Raw genomic sequence first — 16,771 nt, forward strand, 5'->3', positions numbered from 1 at the left:
CTTACTTCACATTCAGAACCATGATGAAGGATACAACGAAAGCCAAGATGGCGTAGGTTTCAACCATAGCCGCTAGGATAACCCCTTTCATGACCTCTTCCGGACGCTTGGCCAAAATCTGAATACCAGCTGTCGCCACTCGTCCTTGATGCTTTGCTGAAAAGTAACCAACAATCGCAACTGGCAAAGCTGCTAGGAAATAAGCCACGCCTGACTGCACAGCCAATTCTGGCTTGATATTAAAGAAGACGGTAATCCCGATAACAAAGCCATAGAGACCTTGGGTACCTGGCAAAAGCTGTAAGATCAGAGCTTGTGCGAATTTTTCTGGCTGTTCTTTCAAGAGGGCTGCCGCTGCCTGACCGGTGCTTCCAACACCTAGAGCTGAGCCCATTCCGCTGAGAAAGACCGCCAAAGCTACTCCCAGACCTGCAAAAAAGGCGCCGCCGTAAGTTCCAAAATATGATGCTAAATGTTCCATGATTTACTCCTATGAAAATGCTGTAATCGTCGTAAAACCAACAGCTAGTTGAATGAATGTTGCTTATTTTGATGTTCTAGAAAATGTATTTCAAAAGATGAGTTTCTCATCTCTTATCATAGTCCCTAATCTTTATTTCTTGCTTTGCTGAACGTATTTTTCACTAGGCTTGAGCGGAGTGAAAGGCTTGCCGCCGCCGTCGTAAAATTTCCCGAAGAATTCCACGAAAATCAAACGTGCTCCGTGCACATAGCCGGACAGAAAAGATAGAAACATATTGACCAAATGCAGGGCAATAAAGAGCAGAATACCAATGCTAAAGCGAGCGACAGGTGGAAAGAGGCTGACAATCAAGTTAAAAGCCGAGCCAATGCTGGCCCCCGAAAGCCCCAGAGCCATCAGCCTTGTAAAGCTGACAAGGTCTCCTACATAACCACTGACATTGTAGAGATTAAAGAGACCTGACCCCAGCCCTGCCAAACTCTTAGCACTGACAATGGATACTGCCAGTATGCCCAGAGCGTTGATGATGGCCAGCCATTGACCAATCGTTGCCGCAAAAGCCAAGGATGGGAAGAAATTCCCCAAGGCCAAGAGCAGCAGCCCCAGCAAAATCAACACCCAAGCAAAGCCTGCATTATAAGCTTCTGCATAATCCTTGAGGCGAATATTTTTCAGACCGCTGAGGAAGAGGCCCGCCAGCACTGTAACAAAGCCAAAGACGACCGAAATAACCAGAATCGTCATGGCATCGGAGCTGGTGCTAATCAGAGCGAAGGGCAGTTCAAAGCCAAAGAAAGAGCCATAAACCAGTCCCCAGATGATGACTGCCACACCCAACAAGCGGAAGAATCGTAGATTCTTAGCCAATCCCGGCTTGACATGCAAGAAGTGCAGCGCCAGGCTGGTGCCCACAAAGAGCAAAAGGCCGTAGCCGATGTCCGCAACCATCATGCCAAAGAATACAAAATAAAATAGGGAAACGACGGGGGTTGGATCCTTATCACCGTACTTAGGCAAGGAATACATCTCTGTCACTAGCTCGAAGGGCTCCACCAAGGCATTGTTTTTTAGCTTGGTCGGAACTTTATCTTCCTCATCCGGTCGAATCTCTCTGGTCTGGATGAGAATGCTCTGGCCAAACTGCTCCGTCAAGCAAGCCTCAAGAGCTTGAACTTGATTGCTTTCGATCCAGCCTTCCAAGGCCGCCAGATTTTGCGTACTGGCTAACTGATTTTTACTTTCTTGGCGGGAGGAGAGATTGCAGAGATAGTCCAGCTGAACCTTGAGCTGATCCAGTTCATTCTTGGAAGCTGCCAGACTCTTGGTCATAGCATCTGCCACCGCCTCATGCTGTCGAATATTGGCCTTGAGCTGGGCTATCCGATCAGCAGGCAGTTCCTCATGGTCATACTCAAAAGGCTTAAAGCCGTACTCTTTCAAGATTTTGCGAACTTCTTCCAGAGAGCCTGTCTTGTAAAAAATAAGAACCCCGTGCTCCGTATCATCGGTAAAGACTTCCTGAAACTTCAGGTCAGGATGTGCTCCCAGAGTCAGGCGCAGAGCATCGTCGTCAGTATTAGGAATCGTCCCAATCAAAGCTCCCAGATGGCTGAAAGTCGCAGCTGCTTGCGGTGTTAGCTCCAGTGGCTCCCACCTCTCCAGCGCAGCCACTTCCAAGCGGTCAGCTTCTATCTGACCTTTGGCCTCTTGCAAGACCTTGAGCTGCTTGCTGATTCCTTCTAACAGCGCCACCTCATCGCGAGCCTTCCCTGCCTGTTCCAAAGCAGCAAAGGATAATTCCAAAGGCTCTTCTTTTAAGGATTCCAACAGTTTCTTTTTGGGCATAAAGGGCTCCAGCTCTGCAATCAGTCTCTCGAGCTTTTCTTGACGACTGAGCAAATCCTGCTGAGATAGCTGCCGATCCGGTTGGCCGACTAAAGCCTGCTCAAAGGCTGCCTGCCAGTCCTCTTCCTGCCGCAGGTCATGAATCTGAACCGACTCTAACCCCTGTAGGTAAAAGAGAAGCTGATCCAGCAGTTCCTTGGGCAGAAGCAGAGACAGCTGCCGCATTTGACTAATGGCCATAGGCTTCTACCACCTTCTCTACAATGGCTCGCGCCAAGTCTGCTTTTTTGTCCGTCAACGCAGCCGCAACCTTGGCCTCATTTTGCTGGGTTGTCTGCTCCAAGTCTTGCTGCAGGAGCACCAACTTTTGTTGGGAAGACGCGGTTAATTCTTCTGCCAGCTTCTGCGTTTCATTGTCATAGGTCAGACCCAGCTGCCTGAGATTTTCATCTACCTGCTGTCGCAGCTCCTGAGTCTGCTTCCTGTAGCCCATCAAAACTTCTTCTGCAGCAGTTTCAATTTCCTGCATTTTTTCAAGTGTTTCATTGGCCATCTATTCACCCCCTCGTTTTCAAAAACCTTCGAAAACGGATTTTAAAATCTGCATTCCTGGCTGACAGTCCAGCATCTGGTATAGTCATCTTCTGGAATACAGCTTCGTACTTGCATAAATTATATCATATTCTTTCTGAAAACATCTTTTTCAAACAGAGTTTTTCTCCTGATTCAGAAAATGTCGAACAGCGCCTAATCGTCCGGCTTCATTCCCTAGAGCTGCTGCCACTAAGTTTTTAGGCAAAAAGCGCGGATCTACTACTTGCTGCTTCATCAGACTTTCAAGACGTGGCAGAATAAGCTCAGATCTAGCTAATATGCCGCCTCCGACAATCAAGACCTCTGGATTTAGAATATAGGACAGGGTTAAGAGACCTTTAGCTAGGCGGCCCAAGAATATATCAAGTGTTTCCTGCGCCAGCTTATCTCCCTGGTCTACCGCTGCAAAAAAACTACGCCCAGTATGGCCTTGCTCACCTGTCTTTTGGCTGTATAATGCTAACAAGGCAGTTGTTGAGGCCAGAGATTGCCAGTCCTGTCCATCTTCCATAGGCAGATAGCCTACCTCACCAGCGGTATAGGTGGATCCATTGACAATCTTTCCATCATAGATAATGCCACCGCCAATGCCTGTACCGACAGTAATCATAACTGCAGAAGCATGACCTTTGGCAGCACCTAGCCAAGCCTCACCAAGAGCAGCACAATTAACATCATTTTCAATCGCAATCGGTAAACCAAATTCTTTTAAAATCCGACTACGGAAATCCGTTCCAATATAGCCTGGAATGGTATAGCCAGCGTAACTGATTTTCCCAGCCTGGCTGTCAACTACACCAGCAGATGAAATCGCTACTCCATCTAGCTCAAACTTCTCCTTATAAAATGCTATTAACTGGCAAACCTGTTCTAAAATCTGATTCGTTTTCTTTTCAAAGTCAATCTCAGTAGCAACTTCTCGAAATTGATTTAGACTACGTCCATCAGACTGATAGAGATCTGCTTTAATCGTTGTCCCACCGATATCTATTCCAACAATATTCACGATTCATGCTCCTTGTCTTCTTGATTTTCTTCTAAAGCCGAAAGTGTATTTGTAAAGATTTGGCTGCGATGATCTCGGTCTAAATCCATATAATAGGCATAGAAAATGTCCATCACGACTAAAACCGGAAACTGAGGAGAGATATTATTGCCCTGTGCCAAGTGCTTCTTGACAGCTACTAAGACCAGTTCATCACACTGCTGCCTCAAATCGTCGCTGTTATTGGAAGTTACCAGCACAGTCTTGGCTCCGACTTTTTTAGCACTCTGAATAGCCTGCGTGATAATTTTAGTTTCACCAGATATGGAAATTCCAATAACCAGACAGTCTGGATCCAGCATGACTCTATTCACCCGAATCATATGGTCGTCCGTAATGGCCTTACAAACCATTCCCAACCGCATGAAGCGAAACTCCATTTCCCGAGCCACTAAGCCTGAACTTCCCTGTCCGTAGATATAGACTCGGCCAGCATTGTTGAGCATATCCCCCACGCGCAAGAACTGTTCTTCATCAATCAAGGAAAAAGTCTTATTGAGCAATTCGCCATAATCAGACAAGACATTTCTGGTCAAATCCCGACTGACATTTTTACTTTCTGAGCTGGATTCCTGAAATTCAAAGATAAACTGCCGATAGCCTGAAAAGCCACATTTCTTGGCAAAGCGAGTCAGAGAAGGCACAGAGACATAGAGCTTCTGAGACACAGCCTGAGCCGATAAATCAGCTGTCAGTGCCCCGTCAGACAGAAAATAATCTGCAATTTTCTTTTCCAGGTGTGTCAGACTGCCATATACAGACTCAATCACTGGCAAAATGTTTTTTTCCAAAGAAACCATCAGACACTTTCCTCCTGCAACTATTTTCTTTATTTTACCACTTTCTCAAAAGTAATTCCAACCCTTCCTTGCTAGAATTCTCCAGCAGAAAATAAAGTTCAAAACTAACTAAAAAAACTGGGGCAGCATGTTAAGAACAATCCGTCTTTCTCATCCCGCCCGCAGCCTTTTATACAATTTTTACTTTAAAGACAACCTTACGGATGGGGCCGGCTTCTTCAGCTATCAGTCCAGTCTTATGGGCGTCATTAGGATCCAGCAAGAGCAGGTTGCCAGGAGTAAATATCAGGTCAAACAAAGCTTGGCCGGACATCTGCTGCCAGTCTCCCTCCGCATCATAATCCCCTTCTTCCATATTGGACAAAAAGTTATAGTGGATGCGCTCTCTTCCTTCAAAAATCAGATGCACATCGTAAAATTCCCTATGACTTTCCCAGACCCGTTTATCTTCGGTCGTAGTCGTCATTTCAATGACATTGTAAAAGAAATCATCAGACACAGGGTGATTGCCCTTTTCATCTTGGCTGACATCATGTGTCTTTAAAAACTCCAAGACTTTTTTTAAGGCAGGATGCTGAATGTCTCTCTCAACAGCTGCTCCTTTATATTGAACTAGTTCCATTAGTGCCGTACCTCCCAGGATTTATCTGCGTGAATGCTTGCAATATCGTAAACTGTTGTATTCTCTGGCGCAGCCTTGCCTCCGGTTAAGACGGAAACCACATAGCCTACAATCAAGGAAACAACAATTGAAATCAAGGAATAAGCCCAGATACTAACGGCTTCTGCTGGTAGAGCGTACTTGATGACTAGCAGGACAATACTGGAAGCAATCATAGCTGCATAAGCTCCCTTGAGGTTGGCACGCTTGGTGAAGATTCCCAGAATAAAGATTCCTCCCAAGACACCTAGCACCAAGCCCATAAAGCCATTAAACCAAACATAGGCCGATGTAATACCTGTATGAGCCATCACGATTGAAACTACTGTGGAGAAGACTCCTACACCTAGAGAAACATATTGAGCAATTTTAGTCCGTTTCTTGTCGTCCAGATTGCTGGATACAACATCTTGAATATCCAGCGTCCAAGAAGTCGCTACGGAATTAAGACCAGTCGAAATGGTAGATTGAGCCGCCGCATAAATGGCTGCAATCAGGACACCGGTCACCCCAACTGGAAGACCATAGGCAATAAAGTAAGTGAAGATCTGGTCTTGAGGAATAGAGCTGCCCTCGCTGCCTGGATGCTGTACTTGATAATAGACGTATAAGCCTGTACCAATCAGATAAAAGACAGAGGCGATAAAGATTGACAAAACTCCGTTCGTAAACATCATTTTATTGAGTTTCTTCACATTCTGAGTTGTCGTAAAGCGCTGAACGATATCTTGCGAAGATACATAAGAGGACAGGGTATTGGTACCAGAGCCCAAGATAATTAGGAAAATAGAATCTTTCAGCAAGTTAAGATTGAAAATAGTTTCTTTTCCTGAGATAAATTTACCGCTGGCCAGCTCACTAGCAATATCGCCAAAGCCACCCTTGAGATTGGCAATTAGGAAGAAAAGCCCTACAACTGTACCAATCAAGAGTACTGAACCTTGAATAAAGTCTGTCCACAGAACTGACTTGACACCACCGGTATAGGAGTAAACAATGGCAATCGCACCCATCGCGATAATCAAGATATTGACATCAATCTTCGTCAGAGTAGCCAGAGCCACTGAAGGTAGATACATAATGATGGACATGCGGCCGATTTGATAGATGATGAAGAAGACAGCTGACAAAGCCCGCAAGGCCTTAGAACCAAAACGTTTTTGCAGGTAGTCATAGGCTGTATCAATATCCAGACGTGCATAAATCGGCAAGAAGAAACGAATAGCCACTGGAATGGCAAAAATCATACCCAACTGGGCAAACCAGAGCAACCAAGTCCCTGCATAAGAGTTCCCCGCCAGTGTCATAAAGGAAATCGGACTTAGCAATGTAGCAAAAATGGAAACAGATGTTACATACCAAGGTACCGTTCCATCACCTTTAAAGAACTCTTTACCCTGCATCTCCTTTTTCGAGAACAACAAACCTGCTACCAGAACAACTAGTAAATACACAATCAGAATAATCATATCGATTGTGGTAAAACCAACATTTCCCATAGAATTTCTCCATATTATTCATATCCAGAGCGTGGGGTGGGCAGTCTAAGCCTGCCCTGAACTCTGGTGTTACACTCTTTATATTATAAGAAGTCTTCTCTTACCTGCTTAATCATAGCAGCTGCTTCTTTGGCAATTGCATAGTCTCCCTCAGATAGAGGCTCTAACGGTGCTCGAACAGAGCCAATATCCAAGTCCTCATTGAGACGAAGAATTTCTTTCATAACAGCATAGAGATTTGCTCGACCGCTGACCATCTTGTAAATCACACTATTAATCGCATGTTGCAGTTCTTTAGCACGATCCAGATCTTTGTCAATGATGAGTTGGTTGAGCTTGAGGAAGAGGTCAGGCATCACAGCATAGGTTCCGCCAATTCCGGCCTTAGCACCAATAACTCGACCGCTGATAAACTGTTCGTCTGGACCATTAAAGACAATATGATCTTCCCCACCTTCTGCGACAAAGATTTGAATGTCTTGAGTCGGCATAGAAGAGTTTTTAACCCCAATAACTCGTGGATTTTTACGCATTTCCGCATAGAGTGCTGGTGTCAGGGTCGTTCCAGACAGCTGCGGAATATTGTAGATGACAAAGTCAGTATTCGGAGCTGCTGCACTCATATCGTTCCAGTACTTAGCGATAGAATAGTCGGGCAAACGGAAGTAAATAGGAGGAATAGCAGCGATGGCATCAACACCCAAACTTTCAGCATGCTTAGCCAGTTCCACACTGTCCTTCGTGTTGTTGCAGGCTACATGAGCGATAACTGTCAGCTTGCCCTTAGCCACTTCCATGACATTTTCCAAAATCACTTTCCGGTCTGCTACACTGAGGTAAATACACTCACCAGAAGAACCATTAACATAGACACCCTTAACTCCCTTATCAATAAAGTACTGAGTCAAAGCACGCACACGTTCTGGGCTTACTTCTCCTGCTTCATCATAACAAGCATAAAAGGCTGGAATGACACCTTCATATTTTTCTAATTTTGACATATTCTTCCTCTTTTCTATTATTTCGTTGCGTCTGCAAACTTCCTTGTAATCAGCTGCGGCCGTGTAATGGCAGATCCTACTACTACACTAAAGGCTCCCAGCTCTAGAACCCTTTTCACCTTTTCAGGACTATCAATATTCCCCTCAGCAATCAGAGGGTGCTGAATCTCAGCTAAAGCTTTTCGGATGATTTCAAAGTCATTAGCTTCAATCTTATCTCCCTTGCTCTGACTAGTATAGCCTACCAAGGTTGTTCCGATAAAATCAAATCCCATTCGATCAGCTTCCAGCATCTCGTCAAGAGTTGAACAATCAGCCATCAAAAGCTGCTGAGGATATTTTTCTTTGACTTTCTGGAAAAATGCTTTTAAACTCTCTCCTTGAGGTCTGCTGGAATTTGTCGCATCTAAAGCGATAATCTCCGGATGGGCTTCCATCAGCTCATCTACTTCTATCATAGTTGCTGTAATAAAAGCCTGAGCATCTGGATAATCTCTTTTGATAATCCCAATAACTGGCAAATCCACCGCTTCTTTAATAGCCTTGATGTCTATAACCGAGTTAGCCCTAATTCCGCTAGCACCTCCTTCTTTGGCCGCCACTGCCATACGAGCCATGATAAAGTCGCTATGTAATGGTTCGTTTGGTAGAGCCTGACACGACACAATTAACTTATGTCTCAACTCTTCCATTTGATTCCTATCCTCCTTACTTATTTATTGTAAGCCTTTACATTTATTATCTTAACATTTATTGCAATTAGTTTCAATATGATTTTACTTTTAGAAAGTACTTTCCTTTTGAGTATTACTTTTTTTATCTCAGTTTGAAACTTATACAGACGAATATAGCTAAAATATTTTTTCTTTTCGTGGCTGTTCCAACATTTTTCTACAACTAAAAAGAACTAGGCAAATGCCTAGTCCCAGGGGGGAAGCAGTTTTGTAGACTTCCAGTCTTAAAGGAATCAAAGCTAACAAACACTAAGCTCAACTAGCTTATTTAAAACCCCATATTTGAAGTTTAAATCAGCAGAGTGCCAATTAGCAAACCTCCGCACGTATTGATTCCAAAAGGTATCAAAATCGTCGGGCATTTCATCTCTTCCGCGATAATGTAACATTTCTTTAAGTAAAGTAGGGTTTTTCATGTCTTATCCTCCCAACGATTCTTGAGACCTCTTTCATCATACCATAGAAAGAGGAAATCTTCAATAGATTAATATATAGATTTTCTGTTTTTTCTGAAATTTTACCGATTCGCCGCCTAAGAACCCATATGAAGCAGAAGCAGCAAATAAAACAAACTAAATCCTATGTTTAGGCCGGCTCCGTTAAGGTAGGGGCGTCCGATTCTAAGCTTTTCTACCAGTAAGATAGTTAACAGACTGAGCGGTAAAGGAGTCAGCAGCCCCAGATAAGCAGGCAATATTGTCTGACCGCTAACTATTAGCAGTGAGTAAACGAACCAGCCTAGACCTGTCAGGGCGATAGCTGTCCGCCAGGTTATATCTAGAAAGAGCACTGCTTCATTGATAAGCCCGCTGTCTTCGTCTGAGCAGACCTGTCCGTTACTTCGTTTATAAGCCTTTTTGCTGATGATCCCAACGTAGTAAAAGGCCACATGTGCCACGGGTGACAGGGCAAATCCAATTCCTAACAAGGCTATTGACAGATAAGCCCACAAGCCCTTATTTGTCAAACCAAAGAGAGCATAAAGCGAGACTAACATAAGAGGGATTGAGAAGTTAGCCACCAGAGCGCCCAGACGCAGCCGACCGACAGAGCCAGATAACATCAGCATAGCCAGATTCTTATTGCCAATCCGACTCTGCTCCGTAAAAGAGGCATAACTTTCCTTGTCTACCTCAAAACCAACCAGCAGAACATCCCCCAATAACCAGCAAAGACCACTCAACAGCCCAGCCCATAAAGATAAAAAAATCACATTACTCTCCTTTTTTCCATTGTCTCCTTATCTTAGCACAAAAGCTCACTCAATCACAAGTAGTCAGAAGGTTTACGTCTTTTTACCCCAGCAAGCTCCTTTCGTTAAGAGACTTAGCACTCACGTCGCTCCTCTCCTCAGCATCCATGTCTCTATGCCCGGCTTCGACCAGAGGTCTTGCCTGGCTATGTGTTTCTTCAAGGTGTACAGCTTTTGTCCCAAGGGACAAAACTGCATCCACTGCTCTATGACTCAACTTTGTCCTACGGACGCGTTTCATTAAGACACATAGCGCTCACGTCGCTCCGCTCCTCAGCATCAATATCTCTAAGCTCGGCTTCGACCGACGGTCTTGCCTCGCTAAGATACATAGAAAAATCCCCCACCAAAGGCTAGGGGATAACCGACAGACTGTCTTATTTTTAATTGAGGAAGCTGCTCGCTTATTTGCGGCGTCCTGGGCGTTCCTTGTAGCCATAGTAAGCGTCTTCGATGATTTCCTGCATGTGGTCAACCATTGGAAGGCGTGGGTTGGCTGGAGAACATTGGTCTTCGTAAGCAAGGAAGGCCAATTCGCGTGAATGTTCTTTCCATTCTTTTTCGTCAATACCTTGAGCTTTGAAGTTCATTTCGATACCGACACGTTCTCCCAGTTCATAAACAGCTTTCGCAAATGATTCAACACCTTCTTCTGGAGTAGAAGCTGGCAAGCCGAGCATGCGAGCGATGTCTTGGTATTTCTCATCCGCACGGTAGTAGTTGTACTTAGGCCATGTCGCTGTCTTAGCTGGACGTGTACCGTTGTAACGGATTACATATGGCAGCAAGATCGCATTTGTACGACCATGGATCGTATGGAACTGAGCACCAATCTTATGGGCCATAGAGTGGGAAATTCCCAGGAAGGCATTGGCAAAGGCCATACCAGCAATAGTAGAGGCATTATGCATCTTTTCGCGAGAGTGGAAATCAGCATTCTTAACAGAGCTTTCCAGATTTTCAAAGACGAGTTTGATAGCTTGGAGAGCCAAACCATCTGTAAAGTCGCTGGCCATCTGAGATACATAAGCTTCTGTTGCGTGAGTCAGCACGTCCATACCAGTGTCCGCTGCGACAAATCCTGGAACAGTCAGTACCAGAGCTGGGTCTACAATGGCTACAGTTGGAGTCAGAGAGTAGTCAGCGATTGGGTACTTGCGGTTATTAGCCTTATCAGAGATAACGGCAAACGGTGTTACTTCTGAACCTGTACCAGATGTTGTAGGGATTGCGATAAACTTAGTCTTCTTACCAAGCAACGGGAATTTGAAGGCACGTTTACGGATATCCATGAATTTTTGCACAAGGTCACGGAAGTCCACTTCTGGTTGCTCATAGAAGAGCCACATTACTTTAGCTGCGTCCATTGGCGAACCACCACCAAGCGCGATGATTGTATCAGGTTTGAAGGTACGCATAATCTCTGTACCACGTTCAACTGTTGTGATATCTGGATCTGGCTCTACGTCTGCAAAGATTTGGTAAACAACCTTATTCCGACGAAGATCAAGTTGTTCGATGATACGATCTAGGAAACCAAGCTCTACCATAGCATGGTCTGTTACGATCATGACACGTTCCACATCGCGACATTTTTGCAGATATTGGATAGAGTCACGCTCGAAGTAAGTTTTTGAAGGGAGTTTCATCCATTGCATATTATTTCTACGTCTTCCTACTTTTTTGATGTTCAAGAGATTCACAGCACTAACGTTATCACCAACTGAGTTGCGACCATAAGATCCACAGCCCAGAGTCAGTGATGGCAGGAAGGCATTATAAACATCCCCGATACCGCCGAAAGTAGAAGGTGAGTTGCAAATAACACGGATAGCACGGACAGCCTTACCAAATTCCTTGGTCAACTCTTCGTCCGCTGTATGGATAGCAGCTGAATGACCAAGACCATGGAATTCTACCATTTGACGGGCTTTTTCAACACCGTCTTCACGGGATTCAGACTTGAGCACAGCAATGACAGGTGACAATTTTTCACGTGTCAATGGCTCTTTTTCACCAACTTCTTTACACTCTGCAGCCAAGATATTCGTATCTTCTGGCACGCTGAAACCTGCTTGCTCTGCAATCCAAGTAGCTGGCTTACCAACGATATCCGGATTGAGCTTAGCACCAGCACAGTTCTTGCTATTTGCCTTAGCACCGAAGCAGAATTCTTCCAACAGAGCTTTTTCTTTCTTATTTACAAAGTAAGTATGATAAGATTTGAACTCTGCTACAAATTCATCATAAACTTCCTTGTCAATGATAACCGCTTGCTCAGAGGCACAGACCATACCATTGTCAAAGGACTTAGACATAACGATATCATGAGCTGCTTGACGGATATTAGCGGATTTTTCCACATAAGCTGGTACGTTTCCGGCACCAACTCCCAGAGCTGGCTTACCACATGAGTAAGCTGCCTTCACCATTGCATTACCACCTGTAGCAAGGATCGTCGCAATCCCTTCGTGGTTCATGAGGGCAGAAGTTGCTTCCATAGATGGCACTGTAATCCACTGCACACAGTTTTCAGGCGCACCTGCTGCAATCGCTGCATCACGCACGATTTGTGCTGCATGAGCAGAAGATTCTTGAGCCGATGGGTGGAAAGCAAAGATGATCGGATTACGAGTCTTCAAAGAAATCAAAGATTTGAAAATCGCTGTTGAAGTCGGGTTGGTAGTCGGTGTGATACCGCAGACAACACCCACTGGCTCCGCAATCAGGGTCAAACCAGTTACATCATCTTCTTCAATCACGCCAACAGTCTTCGTGTGGCGCATATTATTCACAACGTGCTCACAGGCGAAAAGGTTTTTCGTTGCCTTGTCTTCAAAAACTCCGCGGCCTGTTTCTTCATAAGCGTGCAGGGCCAACTCACCGTGGGCATCCAAAGCTGCTACAGAGGCCTTGGCTACGATGTAGTCCACCTGTTCCTGATTCAGCTTTCTCATTTCCTCTAGTGCAGCCAGACCTTTTTGCACCAATTCATCAACATGCTTTTGCGCTGCCAAAGCCTTGTCTTCTTGTTCTACCGTTTTCTTCTTTTCAGCCATTCTATTCCTCCAATGGTTTTGCCTTAGGTTAGATGAAGAACTCTAACCTTTGTTAAATATTTCACAATTTAATTATAACCTATTTAATGATTTTTGTAAACACTTTCACTTAACATTCACAAACTTTTCTCTATTATTTTGTGAATGTTATACAATAAGCGCTTATTTATCAGATTATTTTTGTCTATTTTGTGAAAAAATTTTTTAATTTTTTAGAGCTTTCACATACTTTTGTTTTCACATAATATATGAAAGCGTTTTCTTGATTTAGACATAAAAAGCTCGGATGGACCGAGCTGATTATTTATGGTTTCACATTACCTGAATTGGCTTCATCTATGGCTTGCTTAATGGTATTGGCATAGAGGGTTCCACCCTCTATAATGGACTCTGAGTTCGAGCCAAAGTGGACATAGTCTGTCCCTTCCCAAATCTGTGGGTTATCAATAGCGGTCTGATGCCAGTCAGCTACAAAGACATAGTCGTACTTCTTGGCTAATTCTAGCTCATACTCCCGCTGCTGGGCCAAGACACCGCCCTCTGAGCGACCGTCATAAGGAGTCACGAGGATCAGTTGATGACCTTTAGGCAGGCTGGAAACATATTCATCCAAAAGTTCACTCGAGTAACCGGACGAATTGGTTCCAAGAGCCAGAATAACCTGCTTCTTCAGCACCCTATTAGCAATATCTGTCTTGTAGACCTCCAAGCCTGTGCTCAAACTGCGGCTAACGACAGTATCTAGCTCGATTCCTGGCAAGATCTGCTGCAATTGATCGCTTGAGCGCAGGGCAACCGAGTCACCAATCATAGTAATCCCGTCCGCCACATTGTACTCAGTAGCCTTGGACTGATCAACCTGGCTGCGAGTTGTCTGCATCTTAGTGTCTGCTTGATTCAGAGCGTTGACAATCAAACTTTCCTCAAAAGCTCCGACCTTTGGTGCTGTCACCGAGATAAAGAACATGATTAAAGTCAACGGAATCATACTGTAAAAAATTGGTCTAGTGAGAGATGACAGATCCATCTTGGTTCCCATGATAACCGGCTGACGACCAGCAAGAGTTGGCTCCAAGATATAGAAAGACAAGGCTGCAAAAGTAAGAGACAGCAGCGTGGTCAAGAGAACAGCCAAACCGTTACTCATCAGCTGGGTAAAGATAATATAGAATGGCCAGTGGAAGAGATAAACACCATAGCTGGTATCTGCGATAAAGTTGATAGGGCTAGGCTCCTTCACATCAGGAAGCTTATCATGCAGCATTCTAGCAGCCAAAATCATCAGACAGGCCAAGATAGTCGAAATCAAAAATCCTACCAGGTAGGTCCAAAGATTATCAAACTTGAGTAGGAAACTGAGCAAAAGCAAAATAGCTGCGCTGCCCCCCATAATTCCTAGCACTTGCTTGAGAGCCAACTTTTGCTCCAGCATTTTAAAGCGACTGCTGACATGGCCGACACCAGACAAGGTAGCCAGGATGCTTCCTGCAAAGAAAGGAAAGACGTGGGTCAAACTTGAGAAATAAATATCAGAGAAATTCTTAGTGGTCAAAGCGCCAGCAAACATTGATACAAAGCTGACCAAAAAGAGACCTGCAGAAACCAGCGCAATCATACCGCGATAGCGGGCTGTTGACTTGGCAACCTTGCCCAAGCCCCAAGCAGCCAAGCCCCAAAGAACATAATAGTGCACTTCTAAAGCCAGACTCCAAGTATGGATCAAGATGTGCGGCACAAACTGACTCTCATAACTGCCGCCTGATAGCATTTCATAAAAGTTGGTCACAAAGCCCAAAGCAGCCGCAATCTGCGTCCCAATCCCAGCCACAAAATCCTTACGTATCAAGAGAGTAAAGGGCATAACGACCAAAATCATAAAGACCAGAGGTGGTACAATCCGATAAAAACGCCGTTTGAAAAAGCCTTGGATATCGATTTCTTTCTTCTTGGCAAACTCGTCAATAAGCAGAGCGGTAATCAAGAAGCCAGAAAAGGTAAAAAAGATATCCACGCCAATAAAACCGCCAGGGAAAACGCCCTGGAAGTAATGATAAAGCAGAACTAGAAGCAGCCCCGTGATTCTGACGAGCGAAAACCATTTAATGCGCATTTTGATAAATTCCTTGTTTAAACGTTCCTTCATAAACGACATTGCCTTCTGTCGTTAGCTTTCCTTGTCCATCGGCCTGACCCTTGCTGAAGTCCCCTTCATATTTCCAGCCAGCCTGCGAGGTAAAGGTTCCTTTGCCGTCAAAGATGCCATTGCGAAATTGACCGCTATAACTATCCCCATTTTGAAAAGTCATAGTCCCCTGACCGTTGATCTTCCCGCGAACCAAGGTTCCGTCATACTTGATCTTTCCCTGATCCAACGTTAAAACGCCATTACCAGGAATCCCCGAAGTAAAGACCAGAATAGCTGACAGTACAATGACCGTGACAGCCAAGAGTTCTAAATTCTGCCGGGTCAGATAGACCTTGTATTTATCGTAAAATTCTTTTACTTTATCCATATTCCTATCCATCCAAACGCTCTAGCCACTTCTTGCAGCCAGCCAAGACCAAATCATAGGTTTGGTCAAAATCTCCTGTGTACCAAGGATCTGGTACACTTTCTTCTTCAAACTGATAAATTTTATGCTGAAAATCTTCAGGCGCCATCCGCTTCAAATCTCGAACATTGCTCTCATCCATACCGATGACGTAGTCAAAATCCGCAAAATCCGCTGCTGAAATCTGCCGAGAAGTCTTGTTCCTATCATAAGCAATAGCATATTTCTTAAAAATAGCCTGTGTTCCCCGATGAATGGGATTGCCGTGCTCCCAGCTTGAGGTTGCCCGGCTCTCGATTTTCAGTTGGTCTGTTAAACTCTTCATGACAAACTCTGCCATCGGACTGCGGCAGATATTGCCCAAACATACAAATACAATTTTCTTCATACAATACCTCGCTATCTATTATAACAAAATAATGGCAAAAACTAGTTCTGAATCGTTTACAGTTTCCTGATTCTCGTTGAAAACTGGCAAGCCCTGTCCCTCTCATGTCTGAAAATAGCAAAAAACCACCGTTTGGTGGCTTTTTGTAGGGAGATTATTTTTTAAAAAGAAAAAAGTTTTAGGAGTTAAGTTAATTTCTTAACTTGGTTATAGTATAATATCCATTCCTTAAAACTTCCTTAAAATAACTTAAACATTTTACTCTTATCTTGTACCTATTTATCAGGATAGTGGTATTCCAGATGGGGCCAGCGTTTCTGCCAATTCTTCTTAGCCAAGCGCTCAGAATAGACACGCTGGCGCTCCTTATTTTCAAGAAAATGAGGAGTCGGTCTGACCTGAAAGTTTAAGATATCCTCCAAACCATAGGGAGCAAAAAGTTCCAGTTTGTCATTTGCCAGCAAGCGCAGTCCGATAGCCGTGCAGCGCTCAGGATACTTACTCATGGCTTCGCAAGCATTTTTATAAGGCGCTGTTCCAGGACTATGGCGGTGCATATAGGCTTGATTTCTGAGCTCCCATCGATACTGTGGCCAGTCTGCCTTGAGTTTGGCTTCCAGCTCTATCGTCTCTGCCTCAGCATAAGTCGGATCAAAGAAAATGACATCTACATCCGTCTCTGAGTCAAAACCTGGTCGCTCTGACAGCATATTCCAGATGAAATTCCTCACACATCCAGCCGCTAACCAAGAATCCTTGAGCTCCAGACTGCGAATAATTTCCAAAATCGCTCGGATGTCTGGATCCTGACCTAGTTGATTTAAGGCAATCTGTTCCATTTTCGTCTCATGTTGGAT

At 44.4% G+C, this 16,771-nt stretch carries 17 protein-coding genes; all 17 read right to left on the reverse strand.

Annotated elements, in window-relative coordinates; translation table 11 throughout:
* Position 1: 1 nt before the first annotated feature.
* The 17 genes from D8886_RS01975 to D8886_RS02055 all read right to left on the reverse strand — a co-directional run bounded on the left by D8886_RS01975 (position 2) and on the right by D8886_RS02055 (position 16,753).
* Positions 2–481: a V-type ATP synthase subunit K gene (locus tag D8886_RS01975; protein ID WP_125434061.1), complete on the reverse strand. Its 480-nt coding sequence runs from the start codon at positions 479–481 to the stop codon at positions 2–4.
* A gap of 132 nt (positions 482–613) precedes the next feature.
* Positions 614–2,569 (reverse strand): V-type ATP synthase subunit I, encoded by a 1,956-nt coding sequence (locus D8886_RS01980; protein ID WP_125434062.1) that lies wholly within the window; start codon positions 2,567–2,569, stop codon positions 614–616.
* A complete protein-coding gene (locus tag D8886_RS01985; RefSeq protein ID WP_125352373.1) occupies positions 2,559–2,882 on the reverse strand; it encodes a hypothetical protein in 324 nt (107 codons plus the stop codon). Before D8886_RS01985 ends, D8886_RS01980 begins: the two co-directional genes overlap by 11 nt.
* A 150-nt stretch (positions 2,883–3,032) precedes the next feature.
* The gene (locus D8886_RS01990) at positions 3,033–3,929 is read right to left on the reverse strand and encodes an ROK family protein (RefSeq protein ID WP_125434063.1); all 897 of its coding nucleotides are present in this window, start codon (positions 3,927–3,929) and stop codon (positions 3,033–3,035) included.
* Positions 3,926–4,768 carry a MurR/RpiR family transcriptional regulator gene (locus tag D8886_RS01995; RefSeq protein WP_125434064.1) on the reverse strand — a complete coding sequence of 281 codons (843 nt, stop codon included), beginning with the start codon at positions 4,766–4,768 and terminating at the stop codon, positions 3,926–3,928. The genes D8886_RS01990 and D8886_RS01995 overlap by 4 nt, the downstream gene beginning before the upstream one ends.
* A gap of 169 nt (positions 4,769–4,937) precedes the next feature.
* The gene (locus D8886_RS02000) at positions 4,938–5,390 is read right to left on the reverse strand and encodes a NanQ anomerase/TabA/YiaL family protein (protein ID WP_125434065.1); all 453 of its coding nucleotides are present in this window, start codon (positions 5,388–5,390) and stop codon (positions 4,938–4,940) included.
* Positions 5,390–6,928, reverse strand: a complete 1,539-nt coding sequence (locus tag D8886_RS02005) for a sodium:solute symporter family protein (protein ID WP_125434066.1) — start codon at positions 6,926–6,928, stop codon at positions 5,390–5,392. Before D8886_RS02005 ends, D8886_RS02000 begins: the two co-directional genes overlap by 1 nt.
* Positions 6,929–7,011: 83 nt before the next feature.
* Positions 7,012–7,929 carry a dihydrodipicolinate synthase family protein gene (locus D8886_RS02010; RefSeq protein ID WP_125434067.1) on the reverse strand — a complete coding sequence of 306 codons (918 nt, stop codon included), beginning with the start codon at positions 7,927–7,929 and terminating at the stop codon, positions 7,012–7,014.
* Positions 7,930–7,946: 17 nt separating this feature from the next.
* Positions 7,947–8,621 (reverse strand): N-acetylmannosamine-6-phosphate 2-epimerase, encoded by a 675-nt coding sequence (locus D8886_RS02015; protein ID WP_125434068.1) that lies wholly within the window; start codon positions 8,619–8,621, stop codon positions 7,947–7,949.
* Positions 8,622–8,902: 281 nt separating this feature from the next.
* A complete protein-coding gene (locus tag D8886_RS11750; RefSeq protein WP_260469485.1) occupies positions 8,903–9,079 on the reverse strand; it encodes an acetylxylan esterase in 177 nt (58 codons plus the stop codon).
* 116 nt (positions 9,080–9,195) lie between these two features.
* Positions 9,196–9,876, reverse strand: a complete 681-nt coding sequence (locus D8886_RS02025) for a DUF6796 family protein (RefSeq protein WP_125434069.1) — start codon at positions 9,874–9,876, stop codon at positions 9,196–9,198.
* 82 nt (positions 9,877–9,958) lie between these two features.
* A complete protein-coding gene (locus tag D8886_RS11755) occupies positions 9,959–10,117 on the reverse strand; it encodes a shikimate dehydrogenase (RefSeq protein ID WP_125434096.1) in 159 nt (52 codons plus the stop codon).
* Positions 10,118–10,319: 202 nt separating this feature from the next.
* Positions 10,320–12,974, reverse strand: a complete 2,655-nt coding sequence (adhE, locus tag D8886_RS02035) for a bifunctional acetaldehyde-CoA/alcohol dehydrogenase (protein WP_125434070.1) — start codon at positions 12,972–12,974, stop codon at positions 10,320–10,322.
* 304 nt (positions 12,975–13,278) lie between these two features.
* Entirely contained in the window at positions 13,279–15,084 is a 1,806-nt protein-coding gene (locus D8886_RS02040; RefSeq protein WP_125434071.1) for an acyltransferase family protein, read from the reverse strand.
* Positions 15,074–15,499 carry an MORN repeat-containing protein gene (locus D8886_RS02045; RefSeq protein ID WP_185761228.1) on the reverse strand — a complete coding sequence of 142 codons (426 nt, stop codon included), beginning with the start codon at positions 15,497–15,499 and terminating at the stop codon, positions 15,074–15,076. The genes D8886_RS02040 and D8886_RS02045 overlap by 11 nt, the downstream gene beginning before the upstream one ends.
* On the reverse strand, positions 15,492–15,914 hold the full coding sequence (locus D8886_RS02050; protein WP_125434073.1) for a low molecular weight protein-tyrosine-phosphatase: 423 nt from the start codon (positions 15,912–15,914) through the stop codon (positions 15,492–15,494). Before D8886_RS02050 ends, D8886_RS02045 begins: the two co-directional genes overlap by 8 nt.
* A gap of 275 nt (positions 15,915–16,189) precedes the next feature.
* Positions 16,190–16,753, reverse strand: a complete 564-nt coding sequence (locus D8886_RS02055; RefSeq protein WP_125434074.1) for a nucleotidyltransferase family protein — start codon at positions 16,751–16,753, stop codon at positions 16,190–16,192.
* Positions 16,754–16,771 lie beyond the last annotated feature (18 nt).

Origin of the sequence: Streptococcus sanguinis, assembly GCF_003943655.1 — a bacterium.
Classification (GTDB): Bacteria; Bacillota; Bacilli; order Lactobacillales; family Streptococcaceae; genus Streptococcus; species Streptococcus sanguinis_F.